The sequence below is a fragment of the Bradyrhizobium sp. BTAi1 genome (assembly GCF_000015165.1).
GTDB lineage: Bacteria > Pseudomonadota > Alphaproteobacteria > Rhizobiales > Xanthobacteraceae > Bradyrhizobium > Bradyrhizobium denitrificans.
This window is the reverse complement of the sequence record NC_009485.1, coordinates 2,716,756-2,731,356: the sequence shown is the minus strand read 5'-3', so window position 1 is coordinate 2,731,356 and position 14,601 is coordinate 2,716,756. Positions and strand designations below refer to the sequence as shown.

Annotated in this window: 12 protein-coding genes; 1 reads left to right on the top strand and 11 read right to left on the bottom strand. The window is 62.5% G+C overall.

Going from position 1 to position 14,601, the window contains the following annotated elements; genetic code table 11:
• Positions 1–15 precede the first annotated feature (15 nt).
• From BBTA_RS12275 to BBTA_RS12245, 7 genes are read right to left on the bottom strand one after another with little or no spacing between them, the layout of a single operon-like run.
• Positions 16–816 carry a crotonase/enoyl-CoA hydratase family protein gene (locus BBTA_RS12275; RefSeq protein WP_012042808.1) on the bottom strand — a complete coding sequence of 267 codons (801 nt, stop codon included), beginning with the start codon at positions 814–816 and terminating at the stop codon, positions 16–18.
• An 18-nt stretch (positions 817–834) separates the two neighbouring features.
• Positions 835–1,737: a xanthine dehydrogenase family protein subunit M gene (locus BBTA_RS12270; RefSeq protein WP_012042807.1), complete on the bottom strand. Its 903-nt coding sequence runs from the start codon at positions 1,735–1,737 to the stop codon at positions 835–837.
• Entirely contained in the window at positions 1,734–4,328 is a 2,595-nt protein-coding gene (locus BBTA_RS12265) for a xanthine dehydrogenase family protein molybdopterin-binding subunit (RefSeq protein WP_049795348.1), read from the bottom strand. The genes BBTA_RS12270 and BBTA_RS12265 overlap by 4 nt, the downstream gene beginning before the upstream one ends.
• The gene (locus BBTA_RS38830; protein ID WP_012042805.1) at positions 4,318–4,854 is read right to left on the bottom strand and encodes a (2Fe-2S)-binding protein; all 537 of its coding nucleotides are present in this window, start codon (positions 4,852–4,854) and stop codon (positions 4,318–4,320) included. The genes BBTA_RS12265 and BBTA_RS38830 overlap by 11 nt, the downstream gene beginning before the upstream one ends.
• Positions 4,855–4,895: 41 nt before the next feature.
• Positions 4,896–5,831 carry a fumarylacetoacetate hydrolase family protein gene (locus BBTA_RS12255; protein WP_012042804.1) on the bottom strand — a complete coding sequence of 312 codons (936 nt, stop codon included), beginning with the start codon at positions 5,829–5,831 and terminating at the stop codon, positions 4,896–4,898.
• 32 nt (positions 5,832–5,863) lie between these two features.
• Positions 5,864–7,090 carry a CaiB/BaiF CoA-transferase family protein gene (locus BBTA_RS12250; RefSeq protein WP_012042803.1) on the bottom strand — a complete coding sequence of 409 codons (1,227 nt, stop codon included), beginning with the start codon at positions 7,088–7,090 and terminating at the stop codon, positions 5,864–5,866.
• A gap of 2 nt (positions 7,091–7,092) precedes the next feature.
• Complete coding sequence (locus BBTA_RS12245; RefSeq protein WP_012042802.1) at positions 7,093–7,920, bottom strand: enoyl-CoA hydratase/isomerase family protein; 828 nt, start codon at positions 7,918–7,920, stop codon at positions 7,093–7,095.
• A 345-nt stretch (positions 7,921–8,265) separates the two neighbouring features.
• Between BBTA_RS12245 and BBTA_RS12240 the strand changes: the two genes are divergently transcribed.
• Positions 8,266–9,381 carry an AraC family transcriptional regulator gene (locus BBTA_RS12240; protein ID WP_041751404.1) on the top strand — a complete coding sequence of 372 codons (1,116 nt, stop codon included), beginning with the start codon at positions 8,266–8,268 and terminating at the stop codon, positions 9,379–9,381.
• Between the two features lie 314 nt (positions 9,382–9,695).
• Here the strand turns inward: BBTA_RS12240 and BBTA_RS12235 are convergent, their stop codons facing one another.
• From BBTA_RS12235 to BBTA_RS12220, 4 genes are all read right to left on the bottom strand, one after another.
• Positions 9,696–10,226, bottom strand: a complete 531-nt coding sequence (locus BBTA_RS12235; protein WP_012042800.1) for a hypothetical protein — start codon at positions 10,224–10,226, stop codon at positions 9,696–9,698.
• Entirely contained in the window at positions 10,216–11,094 is an 879-nt protein-coding gene (locus tag BBTA_RS12230; RefSeq protein WP_012042799.1) for an FAD:protein FMN transferase, read from the bottom strand. Before BBTA_RS12230 ends, BBTA_RS12235 begins: the two co-directional genes overlap by 11 nt.
• Positions 11,075–11,533 carry an FMN-binding protein gene (locus BBTA_RS12225; RefSeq protein ID WP_012042798.1) on the bottom strand — a complete coding sequence of 153 codons (459 nt, stop codon included), beginning with the start codon at positions 11,531–11,533 and terminating at the stop codon, positions 11,075–11,077. Before BBTA_RS12225 ends, BBTA_RS12230 begins: the two co-directional genes overlap by 20 nt.
• Positions 11,534–12,140: 607 nt before the next feature.
• Positions 12,141–14,135, bottom strand: coding sequence for a multicopper oxidase domain-containing protein (locus tag BBTA_RS12220; RefSeq protein ID WP_012042797.1), 1,995 nt, complete (start codon positions 14,133–14,135; stop codon positions 12,141–12,143).
• Between the last annotated feature and the right edge of the window lie 466 nt (positions 14,136–14,601).

Genomic DNA, 14,601 nt, shown 5'->3' with positions numbered 1-14,601 from the left:
AGCGCGTCGGTCCGTTCAACAGAACCGGGGGCTGCGCTTCTCCGTTCCGGCTCGGATCGCCTCGATCTGATTTGGGCTCCCAAGAACCTGCTGCTGCTCCAGAGATTCCAGCATCAGAACCCGTCGCGAGTCGACAGGCGCCGCAGCATTCAAGAGGCGCTTGCCTGCGCGAACGGCGTCGGGGCTCAGCGTGCTGACATGCCGCGCGAACGCTCGCGCATGTTTCAGCGGGTCATCGCTCACATGCGTGGCAAGCCCGAGTTCACCGGCCTCCTCCCCGCTGAACACGCGGCCGCTAAAGACCAGTTCACGCGCGACATCTGCGCGGCAGAGCTCCGTCAGGGCAATGCAGCCCGACATGTCGGGAACGAGGCCCCATTTGACCTCCGCGACCGAAAGCCGAGCCTCGGAATGGACGTAGCGGATGTCCGCGCCAAGCGCGATCTGCAACCCGCCTCCGAACGCGATTCCGTGAACCGCGGCGATGACGGGCACCGGCAGTTTCCGCCACCCCCAGGCAACTTGCTGCCACAAATTCGCATCGCAATGTGTACGTTCGCGAAGGTTGCCCATGGCTCCCGTGCCCTGCGCCAGAATTCTCTCAAACACGCTCTTGTCCAAGCCGGCACAGAAGCCACGGCCCTCGCCATGGAGCACAACGGCACGCACGATGCGATCCGACTGCAGGCGGCCGATTGCCGCCGCAAGCGCTTCGAACATGGCGTCGTCCAGGGCATTCAACCTTTCGTCGCGCGCGAGCACGACCTCAGCCACGCCGTCTGCGTCTACGCTCACATCCACTCTCTGCCTGGTCACTTCAACTTCCTTTGACGGTTAGACTAAGGCCGACTCGATGGCCGTGCTCAGCGCTCGGCGCAGGTAGACGGGCAGCATCTGCCGGCGATATGCCGACGATCCGAACGGATCACCGATGAATTCAACGTTCTCCTCACCCGCCAGCATCGATGCTTCTCGAATGATCTCGCCTGAGATGGCTGTTCCGACGAGACATCGTTCCGCCTTCAGGGCTCTGAAGGCTGCCGACGCCGCTCCTGTGATCGCAATCCTGCACCAATCACACCGTCTGTCCTGGTCGAGCCGCAAGGCGACCGCCACGCCGATCAGAGCGAAGCCGGACGCTGGATGCATGCGCTTCAGGTAGCTGCGTCGGACTTCGCCCTGCACGAGAGGAATCGAGACATGGGTGATCACCTCCGACCTCGCGACGACGGTGCGTCGCCCGACGGCGAGACCATTGCCCGCGGGGGTCGTCTCGATCTGGAAGAAATCGTCGATGGGAACGGCGCGTTCTCCGTTCACACCGGTCAGATGAATGATGGCACCGACAGCCAGTGCAATCGCCGGCCAATCGCCGGACGGCTCGGCTTGCGCGAGAGATCCTCCGATCGTCGCCCGGTTCCTGATCAGGGGGTCGCTGATGACCTTCGCTGCATCTGGAAGCAGCGGCAACGCTTCCTTGAGGAGCGATGAATGCTCGACCTCGGCTGTCGTGACCATGGCCCCGATCTGGATCGCGTCGGAACCGCGGCGGATGCCGCGCAATTCCGGAATCGCTGCAAGATCCACCAGCCTCTCCGGCCGGATTTCGCGCGACTTCATCGCAGGCAGCAGCGCGTGACCGCCAGCAAGCAGCGTGGCCTCCGGATACATGGTCAAGATCTGCATCAAGGCAGGAAGACTGTCCGGCTTACAATACTCGAATTCACAGCTGATCATGTTGCGACCGCGCCGCTTCCGATGGCGTCGACACTCCGTGACCGTTCACGCCTGGCCGTGCTGATTGCGCTCAGCACCTGCTCAGGCAGGAGAGGCATGTCGAGATGCGTGACCCCGAGCGGAGAGAGCGCGTCCAGAACGGCATTCACGATGGCCGGAGGCGTGCAGATGCTGCCCGATTCGCCAATTCCCTTGACGCCCAGCGCATTTCGATCCGTCGGAGTCACCGTGTGTTCGGCTTCGATATAAGGCATGTGCAGGGCGCGAGGAAACGCATAGCCCATCCAGTTCGCTGCTCGCGGCCTACCGTCATCCGTGTAGAGACTTTGCTCAAGAAGCGCCTGACCCAGGCCCTGAGCCGCGCCACCATGGACTTGTCCGCGTGCCAGCAACGGATTGATGATCCGACCGCAGTCATCGACGGCGACGAGACGGCGAACATCGACATCCCCTGTTTCCACATCGACTTCCACCACCGCGGCGTAGGTGCCGAACGGAAACACGAAGTCCTTCGGCCTGTGGAAGACACGCTCGTCCAGGCCAGGCTCCAGCCCGTTGGGATATGTCGTGAGGAAGTGCGCGAGCCGAGCCACCTCCTCCCAGGAGATTTTATCGCGCCCCGCTCCAACCTGAACCGGCTGGACACCCAGCAGATGGCGGTACACTTTTCCGACCAGGTCACGGGTGCCTCGTCTCAGCACCCGGCTGCCCTGCGCGAATGGCGACATTTCGCGGCGCACGCTGAAAATGCCTTTGGCATAGACGATGTCGTCCGCTGTCACACCCAAAGCATGCGCAGCCATTCTTTTGGCTTTCGCGAGCAGACGTCGTGCAGCCTCGTGCAGAGCCGCACCTCCCACCGCCATGGACCTCGAATTGAACGTTCCGAGGCCGAATTCGACCCGGCCCGTATCGCCCTCGACAACGCTGCACTGTCCTGCGGGAATCTCGAGCACATCACAGACGATCTGCACATAGGATGTGGCATGGCCCTGTCCCTGGTCCGCAGAGCCGGTGTGAATTTCGACCGTTCCGGTCGGATGAACCAGAACACGACCGTACTCCCAACCACCGTAGTCGAAGCCGAACATCGCCAACAGATTGCCGTTACCGATGCCGGTAAACTCCGTGTAGGTCGCAAGTCCGATTCCCAGGTATCGGCCGCGCTTCCGAAGCCGCTCCTGCTTTGCGCGTTGGCTCGCATAGCCCACGATCTCCAGCGCCTTATCCAGGTTCTTGGGATAGTCTCCACTGTCGTAGCAGAAGGCGTGCGAGGCGATCGTGTATGGAAACGCCGACGGGGGAATGAAGTTGCGCCGGCGGACCTCGACCGGATCCAGCCCGAGCCGTCGAGCCACCCGGTCGACCATCGTCTCGATCAGGTACGTCGCTTCGGGACGTCCGGCCCCACGATAGGTGTCGACGCGAGATGTGTTGGTGAGCATCAAATTCGTGTCGACGTGCAGATTTGGAATCCGATAGACGCCGGTCAGGATCATTCCGCAGTTGACTGCCGGGATCCCGGGCCCCATGCCCGAGACATATGCACCGAGGTTCCCCCATATCGTCGCCTTGAGGCCGGTGATCGTTCCGTCTCTCGTGGCGCAGATCTCGACCTCCTGCACGTGGTCACGACCATGATTGGTGCTGAGAAAATCCTCCGTCCGTGTCGACGTCCACTTCACCGCCCGCTTCAGGCGGAATGCCATCGCGGTGACCAGAACGTCTTCGGGATAGAGATGCAACTTCGCGCCGAACCCTCCACCGACGTCTGGAGCGATGACCCGCAGACGATGCTCATCGACGTTCAGGACCTGCGCCAACATCCGCTTCATGATGTGTGGCGCCTGGCTCGACAGATGGATGGTCACAACATCAGTCGTCATGTCGTAGGACGCGTGGACGGAGCGCGGCTCCATCGCCCCGGGGACGAGGTTCTGGTTGCGCAGCCGCTGAGTTACGATGACGTCGGCCTTCCTCCTTGCCGCCGCATAGTTTCCTGCGCGAACAGGTACATGTTGCAGGACGTTGCCGCGAATCGATGCTCCATCGAGTTCAGGGTGAACGACAGAGGCACCCGCCTGGGCGGCGCGGTAGGGATCGGTGACTGCAGCAAGAACTTCGTAGTCGATATCGATCGCCTCAAGCGCGTCGGCGGCAATGTATCGGTCGGTGGCCACCACGAGAGCGACGCCCTCACCGACATATCGCGCAACTTTCTCGGAGAGGGCGCGGTGCTCCGGCAACGGCATTCGCGGCCAGATCCAATTGGCCCTGAGGGGCCCCACGTTTTGAGTCAGATCCGCACCGGTGAGCACCTCGATGACACCCGGCATGGCCTTCGCCCGGGCGACATCGATCCGCCGGATCCTGGCATGCGCGTGAGGACTGCGGAGAATGGTCAGATGAAGGGCGTCCTCACCGCTCGCCACGATGTCATCGGTGAACCGGCCCCGGCCCAACAGATGATGGAGGTCCTCGCGACGTCGCGCCGGCCGACCAAATTGGCCGGCATCGTCCGGCCCGGCAGGCATCGCTGCGTCGGGCCGCGCGCGCAGAGAGGTCACGGCGTGAACATCGTCAGCAGCCATGGCATACTCGTGCCTGTGCAGAACCTTCGCGGGTGCCCGCATGCTCGTTCGGGACCGAGCCTGAGCCATGTCCAACTGAACGAATGGCCTCTATGATGTGCTGATATCCGGTGCAACGGCAAAAATTTCCCTTGAGCCACGCCCGAACCTGCGCGTCGCTCGGATCGGGATAGCGTTCGAGCAGGTCCAGCGAACTCATGATCATGCCGGGCGTGCAGAAGCCACACTGCAGCGCATGGCAGTCCTGGAACGCCTGCTGGAGAGGATGCAGGACCCCATCGGTTGCCACGCCCTCGACGGTGCCCAGGGTCGAGCCGTCGGCCTGGACGGCCAGCACCGTGCAGGACTTGACCGCGTGTCCATCAACATGGACCGTGCAGGCGCCGCACTGAGTGCTATCACATCCCACGTGAACGCTGGTGAGACGTAGATCGTCCCGCAAATAGTGAACGAGCAACTTGCGCGATGGCACGCGTCCCTGATGACGGACGCCATTGACCACGACAGTAATGGCGTGTTCCGACATGCCTGCGTGCCTCCCCTTTGCTCTCGCTTGGCGCAGTGTGTTCACCGCCGCAAGGGCAGCGGCTCCGTTCCACGTTCGATGCGCACGTCTATGGAGCCCAGAATGTCCGCCGAGAGCCGAACCCGATCGCCTTCAGAGAGCCACGGATACGCCTCCGGTCCGGAAGTCGTCCTCAGTTCCACGATACATCCCGTCCCCACCGTTCCAGAGCCGATCACGTCTCCCGTAACAAGACGAGTGCCTCGCGAGGCGTAGCTGATCATCTCTGCAAACGACCAATAGATGTCTGCGAGATTTCCGCTGCTATAGGGCTTATCGTTTACGAAGGCAGAAAGCGCCATATCGTGGCTGTGCCCCACGATGCGCTCTTCAAGTTCGTCCGGCGTAACCATGAACGGGCCGAAGCTCATCGCTCCGTCCTTGCCCTTCGACGGACCGAGCCCCATTTGCATCTCCCGCGCCTGCAGGTCCCGCGCGCTCCAATCCGCCATCAGGCAGAAACCCGCGATATGTGAGCGAGCATCCTCCACCGCGATGTCGGATCCGGGCGAGCCTATGATGGCGGCGACTTCAAGCTCGTAGTCGAACGCCTGAGAGCCCGGCGAAATCTTCACAGCTTCACGTGCGCCACGCGCAGAGACCGGGTTGGTGAAATAGAAGACGGGCAATTGATACCAGTCCGGATGCAGCTCTCGGTTCAAGGCCCGCATGGACGTCTTCACATGAGCCTCGAACGCCATGAAGTCCCGGATCGATGGCGGGGTCGGCACCGGGGCGCGCAGGCTCGCGCGACTGAGCTCGATCAGTTCGCTGGGCCTGTCGATCGCAGCGGCAGCATAGTCTTGAAGGGCCGCGCCCCCCATGCGCAAGAGCTCGATGAGGGTGAGCCCGGGCGCGAGCCCATGGATCGTCTCTCCCACCACCAGCCCCACCCGATCCTTGTTGTCGGATGGAGATACATATGTCGACCAACGCATTTTCAGATCATCCGATCACATGAGACGGTTCGTCAGTTCGCGTGGCGGCTCGGCTGGACGAGAGCCTTGCTGGCGCGAAGCTTCGCGATCTCTTCCGCGCTGAAGCCAAGCTCGAGCAGTACCTCGTCGTTGTGCTCGCCCTGCAATGCAGGAAGCTTCGGCGTCGACCGGTCGCCATTCGTCTGGCTGAAATGCCAGGGACGTCCGGGCAGCTTCCATTCACCACCGACCCGGTCAGACACGCTCTCTATGGCGGACCACTCGGCAGCCCAGGCGCTGGACGCAATCTCCTTCACGTGACGCACCTGACCGGTCGCGATCTTCGCAAGATCGAGCTGGGCGTCGAGCGTGGCCATGTCGGAGAAGGTCCAGATCCACTCCTGAACCAGCGCGTGAAGCTCCTCGAGATTCTTCTTTCGGAGCTCCGGCGTTGCAAAACGCGGATCTGTCATAAGATCGAGGCGGCGCATGGCGATCAGGTAGAGCGGGAAGGAGAGACTGCTGACCAGGCTCATCGAGCTCACAAAGGTCTCTCCGCCGGGGCCGACGAAGAACGGGCAATCGGTCGCTCCGAGCACCGGGGTCTCATCGCCGAGCTCGACATCCGACAGATCGTAATGCAGGCGCTCGTTGATCGAGAGCATCACTGCGGCCATGGCGATGTCGATGTACTGACCCTCACCCGTGAGATCGCGGTGCCTGAGCGCGGCGAGGATGGCAATGGCGCCGTGAAGGCCCGAATAGACGTCGGCGTGCGAAAGGGAGTCCGTCCGCAGCGATCCGTTCGGCTTGCCGAACTGGTTGGCTGTGTTCGCCGTGATGCCTGCCTCCGCATGCACCGTCGGCGCGTAGGCCATGCGAGAGCTCCACACGCCTTGCTGGCCGTAGCCGGTAATGGACGCATAGACAACGCGAGGATTGCGCTTGCGGATGTTCTCATAGTCCAGGCCGAAGGCGGCCATCGTGCCTGGCCTGAAATTCTCGACGATCACGTCCGCCTGATCGCACAGGCGCAGAGCAATCTCACGCGCTGCGGGAACGTTGAGATTGATCGAAACGTTGCGCTTGCCCGCGTTCTGCTGCGCGTAGTAGCCCGACGTCTCCCCATTGCGGGGATAAGCCATCCGCGAGAAGTCGGTCGCCGGTGGCTCGATTTTGATGACGTCCGCGCCGAGGTCCAGCAGAGTTTTCGCGCAGTGAGGACCCGCGAGGACGCGGGAGAAGTCCACGACTTTGACGCCGGAAAGAGTTCCTCGCATGGTCAGCGCCCCTCGAACATCGCAAAGCCTGGGCCGCGCTCTCGATAGGAGGCCACGGCATTCGCGAAGTCTCTGGAGGCGAAGACGGCCTTCTGTATTTCGAGCATCGCCTTGTCCGCCGCCTCCACACCCTGACTTGCTGCCACGGCAGCCAGCTTTTTCGTCGCGGCATGTGCAACGGTTGGACCCGCCGCCAATTCACGGGCGAGAACCATCGTGGCTGACGCCAGACGCGCATCCGGCACGACGCGGTTGATGATGTTCCAGCGTTCGAGGGTCTGAGCGTCGAAACGCCGGCCAAACATCGCCATTTCCTTCGCGCGCAATTCGCCCGCACGCTGCGATATCCGCTGGATTGCCCCCATCAGCGGGTGCAATCCGACGATCGGTTCCACACAACCGAGCTTGGAGGATTCGGCAGCGATGACGAAGTCACACGCAAGCGCGATTTCCAGGCCACCTCCGACGCACACGCCATGAACGCTGGCGATGATCGGCGCCGGGTGCTCGCGGAATGCACCCAGCAACTCAAGGAGCAACTGTCCCCCGTCCTCTCCCAGGCCGTTCTCGATGGCTTTCAGATCGGCGCCCGCGGAAAAGTGGCGCATGGCGCTGTTGAGAACGACGGCGCGCGCTCCCTGCCCGCGCGCCCAAGCAAGCGCGTCGATGACCGCGCGCGTCAGCGCGAGATCGAAGAGGTTGTGGGGCGGGTACTGCATCGTGAGGACCGCCACCGCGCCCTCCATCTGCGTGCCGACAATCGGATTGGCGGATTCGGTATGCGGGTTCGGCTCGATGGGCGAAGCGCCATCGGATGTTGTTCGTTCCATGGTATGCTTTCAATCGCTGAGGCCAGAACGCAGAATGGTCGTCGCGGTCAATCCGCGATGGATATCGCGAGGCGACCGAACCGGTAACGCGCCGGGGCCTCGGGCTTGGCGCACCGGTTACCGGCGGACTCGATGAGTCGATGTCGTATGTTCATGCTTGGCTCCCGGGCGTTCCTCGACTGCAGACCGACGCGCATCGCCGCGACACGGAAGCGGCTCCTGGGCGCTAGGCACCTGCTTTTCTTTTGGCTATCATCGCCACCCAGGACCTGCCGCGACAAGGTGAATTAACGCCAATGTGCGGGTCATTGAGTGCCACTCTGGAGGGGGCGCCCCGTGCCGATCATGCCGAAACTGAACTTCCTTAATCGACTGGGCGAACGAAACACCGTCGGCCTCAGCCTCTTCGGCCTGAAGGCCCTGATCGAGGAGTTACAAAACCAGGGTGTGCCGGCCCGCGCTGTCCTCAGCGGCACCGGCGTTCTTCCGAAGCATTTCGAGGACTATACGGCGCTGATCACGCGCGAGCAGCGACTGTCGATTTACCGAAATGCGCGACGTCTCGCGAAGCGATCGGATGTTGCACTCTTGGCTGGCGCGAGGCAGCGCATCAGCGATTTCGGCATCTATGGATATGCCTTGGCCAGCAGCAAGACCTTCGGCGATGCGCTGCACCTAAGCTTCCGACACCTCCGCCAGGCAGGTCCGATGCTACAGATCACTTCGCGCGTCGAGGATGGCGTCGTCAAGCTACGGAGTCACGATCCGGCCTCTCTGGGTGACATGTTGCCATTTGTCGCAGAGTTCTGGCGCAGCTCGAACCTCACCTTTCTCAGTCGCGTCCTGGAGGCTCCGGTTCCTTCGCTGCGCATGTTGCTGCCCTATCCGGCACCGCCGCATTGGCGCCAATACGGCAGGATGTTCAACTGCCCTGTTGAGTTCGGAGCCGACACCATGGAGTGGCACCTGGCCGAGTCCACCTTGTCCGTGCCTCTGCCTAACGCGAATCCGATGGTTGCCAAGGTCTGCGAGCGCTTCTGCGAACAAGTCCTGTCCGAGCAGCGGCCAGCATCGGAATTGGCCGAGTCGATCCGCACGATCTTGGTCAGGCAACCCGGTCGGTTTGCGACCATCGATGAAATCGCTTCTGAAATCGGCATGTCGCTGCGGACGCTGAACCGGCGCCTGGCTGCGGACGGCATCACCTATCAATCGATCATCGACGATATGAGAAAGACACTCGCGATCGAGTACCTCGAAAGGACGACGCTGCCTGTCGAGCAGATCTGCGCAAGAGTCGGATTTTCGGACACGTCGAATTTTCGAAAGGCCTTCAAGAAGTGGACGGGCCAATCACCGAGCTCGTTCCGCGCCGAGACCCTCCAAAAGTCCGGACCGCAGCCCAGGGACGTTCGCGCAGAACCGGCGGTTTCTCCTCCGAAAAATCTGCAACTCTGTTGAGAGAATTTCAGCGAACCTCCGCGGCACACGGCCAAGGACTGCTCAATTCCCTCAACGTCATGCCGATCGTCCTCGGGGTGACCTGAGGCCAGGGCGATAGACGTCTGTGACCTAGCCAAGGAGGCTGCACGCGATCTCGCAACCTCTTAAGCTGAACAAGCCAAGCGCACGCCGCATCGTCACCGACGGACGTCGCCGTCCGCCGTACGTCAAACGGTCTCTGAGCACATCCTCCGAATGCTGCCTGCGCCCTGCCTTTCCCATCGCGAGACCGCGGATCGCGCTCGGGGGCGCAAGCTCCGGCTCGTGCGCCGTCAGCCGACTTTGCTCATCACGCCCACCAGATCGCCGTCGGCTGGCGCATCGGAGGGCACCAGCGTGGCCGCGGTGGCACGCTGCCCCCGCATCGGCTGAGGCACGATGGCAACGCTGGCACGGCCCACGAGGATGTGAGCGGTGATGACCGCGGGCACGCCGAGCCCGAAGACGATGTGAACGAGGCTGATCCAGGGCCGAAGCGCTTCGGAGCCGACGTAATAGAGTCCGAACGCCGTCGCGATCAGCAGCCCATACATCACGAGACTCACGATGCCGGTCGCCAGGTTCTTGCGGGCGCGCCAAGCGCGCTGGACATGCATCGGACCGAGCGCGCCGAGCAACATCAGTGTCACCATGGCAGCTCCGCCATGCGTGCTCAGCAGAAGGGCGGCGGCCTGCTGCCAGGCATCGCTGTCCAGCTCCGAACGGGTCTTCATCTGATCAGCCAGGATCCACAACGCCCCGCTGACGAACAGCAGACCGAAAATCGCATAGAGAGCAAACCGAAACGCGCCTTTAAGCCGCATGTTGAAGATCTCCTTGCCAGTCCGATGTCGTGAGAATGTCGCCGCCTGCCGCAACGAGCATCGCGCTCGCCTGGAATCGGGTGAGGAGCGCCGCTGTCCCTTCGCCAGAGATCATCACGATCTTGGTCAGCGCGTCTGCGATCATGCAGGTCGGAGCCCGGACGGTGGCGCCGTGGACGCGCTGCGCGGGCCGGCCTGTCGCCGGGTCGACGACCGCGGTGTCCGTCGTGTCAGCCGATCGGAACGGATCGAAGCGGCGCGCTGACGATGCCAGCGCTCCATTGCTCACTTCGACCTCGCACAGAAGCCGGTCCGGCGCGCGAGGATCGCGAATGTGGACGAGGCGGACGCCGGATCCCAGCACCGCGAGGTCTCCGCCTGCATTCACCATCGCTGCGCGCACCCCTCGCCCGCGCAACGCCGCGATGGCGCAGTCCACGGCAAATCCCTTTGCGATTCCGCCGAGGTCGATTCTGAGGCCGGCATGGTGAAAGCGCACATGGTGGTCGGCGAGCAGCTCGATCGCGCCAGATGCTTGCGACGACGCACCGGCAGACGGCGGCCCGACACCGGCAACACCAATATCAAAGGCGCCGTCCGAATCACGACTCATGTCCAGAGCCGTCTGCAGCACCGCGTAGGTCCAAGGATGCACCATCACGGCGTAACGCGATGCTTCGCGGTTGAGACGAGACACGTCGCTGTCAGGATCATGGAAGCTCATCAGCCGATGCACATCGGCCACGGCGGAGAACGCCGCTTCCGCGGCGTTCTCCGCATCGCCCCTCTGCGCGTCGGCGATATCGACCTCGACGAACGTACCAAGCAGAGCCCGGGCGCGCCGAAGACTAGCGGAAATGGCTGGCATGATAGGTCAACACTTTTTTCACGCCTTCCGTGAGGTGGGTCGACGACAGCGTGGCGCCGGAGATGTTCCGGATATCCGAGTTGATGCGCAGCTCGTTCTGGCTGCCCTTGCCAACGAACTGGCCGAGCCAGTTGGGATCATGCACCTCGCCGCCATAGGACTCGCGATAGTTCAAGATCTCGACGCGACGCACCTTGCCGTCGGGTCCGATCGCGACCGTGTAGTCGATCAGCAGGTGCTTGCCGACGACATGGTCGTAGTAGAAGTAGCCACCATTGCTCGCCTTCCACACCCGCCCTGCTTGAACCTCGGCGAAGTTCGCTCCTGGAAACGCGGCCTTCTGCGCCTCTTCGACGCTCATGTACTGCATGGCGTAGGCCGGCGCGGCGATCGACATGACGGCTGCAGCGGGCGCCGTCCATTTCAGCCAACCGCTCATCGCGTCCACCTCAAATCTGCATTCATGTCACGTCCTCCCTCGGATCTGATCTCGCGTCTTCCCGAGACGCCACCCCTGTTGGCTGATCGAGAAGCGCCGAAGCGGCTCCTGCTTCTGCTCAAACGTTCCGCGCCCGCCTGCAACATCAGTCAGGACGAGGACCGAAACTCATTACGTACTCGCTTGGACGTCGATCTGACCGCGTCCTTCCGACTCTCATCACCGGCCAGCTGCGAACCGTTGTGATTGTCATCACCAGCATAGTAGGTGGTCCGATTGCGGCGAATTGCTGCATCGATATTGGCGATTTGCCGGAGCGGCCGGGGAATAACAATGTTGCTTTACATCGCCGTATCACGAAGCCCGCGCTTCACGGCTGGCCGCACACGGGCCTGTCTTTTCAGAGGCATGCAAACAAGCCTGCAGCAGTTTGGATCGATTCAAAAATGCGGTTCAGCCTACGAACGCCGCATCGGAAGCGTGCCGCTGTCGCAAGCCGGTCTTTTCCCGGGCGGCGGTGATTACGCACCGTCACGACATCGCAGCGCATTCGTCGCGTCGATGCCGCGCATGCGGCATCGATCTAGCGACGAGCAGAGCGTTGCGACTACCAAGGCATCTGGTTCATCGCCTCCCAGGCATTGCCGCCATAAGGCGACGGCACGACCTTGATCTTGGCCATCATGCCTCCGTCCTCATGCTCGAGGATGTGACAGTGGTAGACGAACTCGCCGACCTGCGAGAACGGAATATCGACGACCACCGGCTTCGACGTGCACTGGCCGCTCCGCCACTGCTCGATGCTGCAGACGCCGCTCTGGGCGTCCATGACCTCCGGAACATTCGGCGTCGCGACGCCCAGCGGGACATTGTCCTGCAGCATGCCTCCGCCGATGCTCCTGTTCAGGGCCACCGACAGCGGTGTGTTCTCGCCCGCCTTGCTGTTGACGGTTCTGAACCGTGTCTGATGGATGTGGAAGTTGTGGTTCTCTGTCGAGAGCTGCACCAGCTCCCAGGTCTCGTGGACCGGGCGCTGTCCGGCTGCGAGCGGCAAACAGACGATGTTCTGCGATGGATCGAACTGACTCACCGGGAGCTGGGTGCCGGGCACCGGATTGCCGTTCTGATCGACTTCCTCATAGCCGAGACCGAACGTGCCGTCGTCGGTCAGATCCGCGAGGCCGAAGAAAATCCGGCGACGATGTCCCGGCGGCAGCGGGCGGCACCCGTCGCGCAGCGGCGCGGCGCTCGCATACGGCACTTTTGCATCAAGGATGCCCGATGGCTGCATCGTGGCCAATGCATCACCCCTGATGTCGAGGCCATAGGCGATGTGGTTGCGCCAGCCGTGCTGGTGGAAGTGCACCTTGGCGAGATCGACCGCCGGCCACTGGTCGCCGCTGCCCATCGTCAGTCCGGCCATCTTGAAGGTCGCGGATGCAGAGCGTCCCGGGCTGGCGATCGCGCCCGTCGCCGGATCACGATAGGTAACGAACACCTCGGTCCGCGAGCTCGGCATCATGACCATCTGGGTGACGCAAACCGGCTTCGAGTGGAAGCGCGAGGTCGGCAGCGGCGGACAGGGAACGACCCGGAAACGAGCGCCGCCGAGACGGACCATGGTGTCCATGGTCGTGTCCTGGGGCAGGTTCACGCTGACGCCGTCGACCGAGATCAGCTGAATGATCATCGGCTTTTGCGTTTCGTCGTCCGTCAGTTGGAGATTGTACGACAGGCTTCCGGACGCGTTGGTCAGCCGCCAGACTTCGCCGTCGGAATCGGTCACCTTGATCTTCGGGAAAGTCCGGCCGTTCACGGTGAAGAACCATTTGCCGCCGGAGAAATTCGAGCCGCCATCGGCCGAGGTATCAACGCCTGGGCAGGACCCTTCCCGCACCTCGGAGCTGTCCGCCGGAAACTGGGCGCAGAAACCGGGATCCTGCTGATTGATCACCTCGCCCGGCTGGACGTTTGCCGGACCGCTGTCGAACTGAACCGGTCCGCCGGGGGCGACCTGAAGATCCTTCAGGATCAGATGGCGCACGCTCGCGTCGGGAAACGGCGTGTCCCGCGCGTCGCCATGCGCATAGTCCGAGACTTCGCCGACCGAGATGATGCCCGCCAGACCCTGCGAGACCTGGTTGAGCGAAATTCCGTGAATGTGCGGATGAAACCAGAACTGGCCCGACGGGTGATTCCACGGAATATCGATCCGATAATCGGCATAGTCCATCTTGTTGGAGCCGTGCTGATGGGTCGTCTGCGGCACCGGCATCCCGTTGGCCGAGTTGAAGATCTGCACGAAAACGTAGTCGCCGAAGGTCTGGTCCTTCAGCGTCGGCGCCCGCGGCTCGACGATCAATCCGTGAGTATGCAGGTTGGTCGGGTTACGGAACAGATTGGCCTGGCCGGGATCGGCATTGTGATTGACCTTGGCCGCGTCGAGCTGCGGCAACTGATTCACCAGCCTGATCTTGAGCGTGTCGCCCTTCTGCAAGGCCAATCGCACGCCGCCGTAATCGGCCACCGCGGCATCGGCCGGGCAGGTATTGCCGGATGCGGGCCGCCGGCAGATCTCATAGACCCAGCCGGTCGGGTTCATGGGCGAGCCGGTAGGCGGAGCATAGGTGATGGTCGAGATCGGCTTGGCCCGGGCGATCATCAGCAGGTCGAGGACACCATGCCTGCTCCTGAACACCGTCGGCTCGGCCAGATCGTGAGCGGATGCTGCTGCCCCGGCGAAGATCAATCCGGCCAGCAGCGCGGCTGCCGATGTCAGTATCCTTGTCATTGGCTTGTGCAGCCCCCCAACTAACATGCCTGATCCCCATTTGGCTCGAGATTAAGATCTTTGCGACACGATGCAGGCTGCACCGACGCGGCTTGCGAGCGTCTCGCCCGAGCCGTCAGCAATTGGTGCGCTCGCACCCTCCCTCCTTGGAGCTATGGATGTCGGATGTCTCCTTTGTGACGCTTTCTTTCGTTTTGTGAGAATCGCGATCCCGCCTTTAAGAATCGATCTAACGAGATGATATTCCGTGCGCCGTGTGCGCAGGACGGACACGGTC

Bases quoted from the DNA above. Each gene is read 5' to 3' on its own strand.
- BBTA_RS12270 (WP_012042807.1), bottom strand. From the start codon at position 1,737: ATGATCAGCTGTGAATTCGAGTATTGTAAGCCGGACAGTCTTCCTGCC.
- BBTA_RS12265 (WP_049795348.1), bottom strand. From the start codon at position 4,328: ATGGCTGCTGACGATGTTCACGCCGTGACCTCTCTGCGCGCGCGGCCC.
- BBTA_RS38830 (WP_012042805.1), bottom strand. From the start codon at position 4,854: ATGTCGGAACACGCCATTACTGTCGTGGTCAATGGCGTCCGTCATCAG.
- BBTA_RS12255 (WP_012042804.1), bottom strand. From the start codon at position 5,831: ATGCGTTGGTCGACATATGTATCTCCATCCGACAACAAGGATCGGGTG.
- BBTA_RS12250 (WP_012042803.1), bottom strand. From the start codon at position 7,090: ATGCGAGGAACTCTTTCCGGCGTCAAAGTCGTGGACTTCTCCCGCGTC.
- BBTA_RS12245 (WP_012042802.1), bottom strand. From the start codon at position 7,920: ATGGAACGAACAACATCCGATGGCGCTTCGCCCATCGAGCCGAACCCG.
- BBTA_RS12240 (WP_041751404.1), top strand. From the start codon at position 8,266: ATGCCGAAACTGAACTTCCTTAATCGACTGGGCGAACGAAACACCGTC.
- BBTA_RS12235 (WP_012042800.1), bottom strand. From the start codon at position 10,226: ATGCGGCTTAAAGGCGCGTTTCGGTTTGCTCTCTATGCGATTTTCGGT.
- BBTA_RS12230 (WP_012042799.1), bottom strand. From the start codon at position 11,094: ATGCCAGCCATTTCCGCTAGTCTTCGGCGCGCCCGGGCTCTGCTTGGT.
- BBTA_RS12225 (WP_012042798.1), bottom strand. From the start codon at position 11,533: ATGAGCGGTTGGCTGAAATGGACGGCGCCCGCTGCAGCCGTCATGTCG.
- BBTA_RS12220 (WP_012042797.1), bottom strand. From the start codon at position 14,135: ATGAACCCGACCGGCTGGGTCTATGAGATCTGCCGGCGGCCCGCATCC.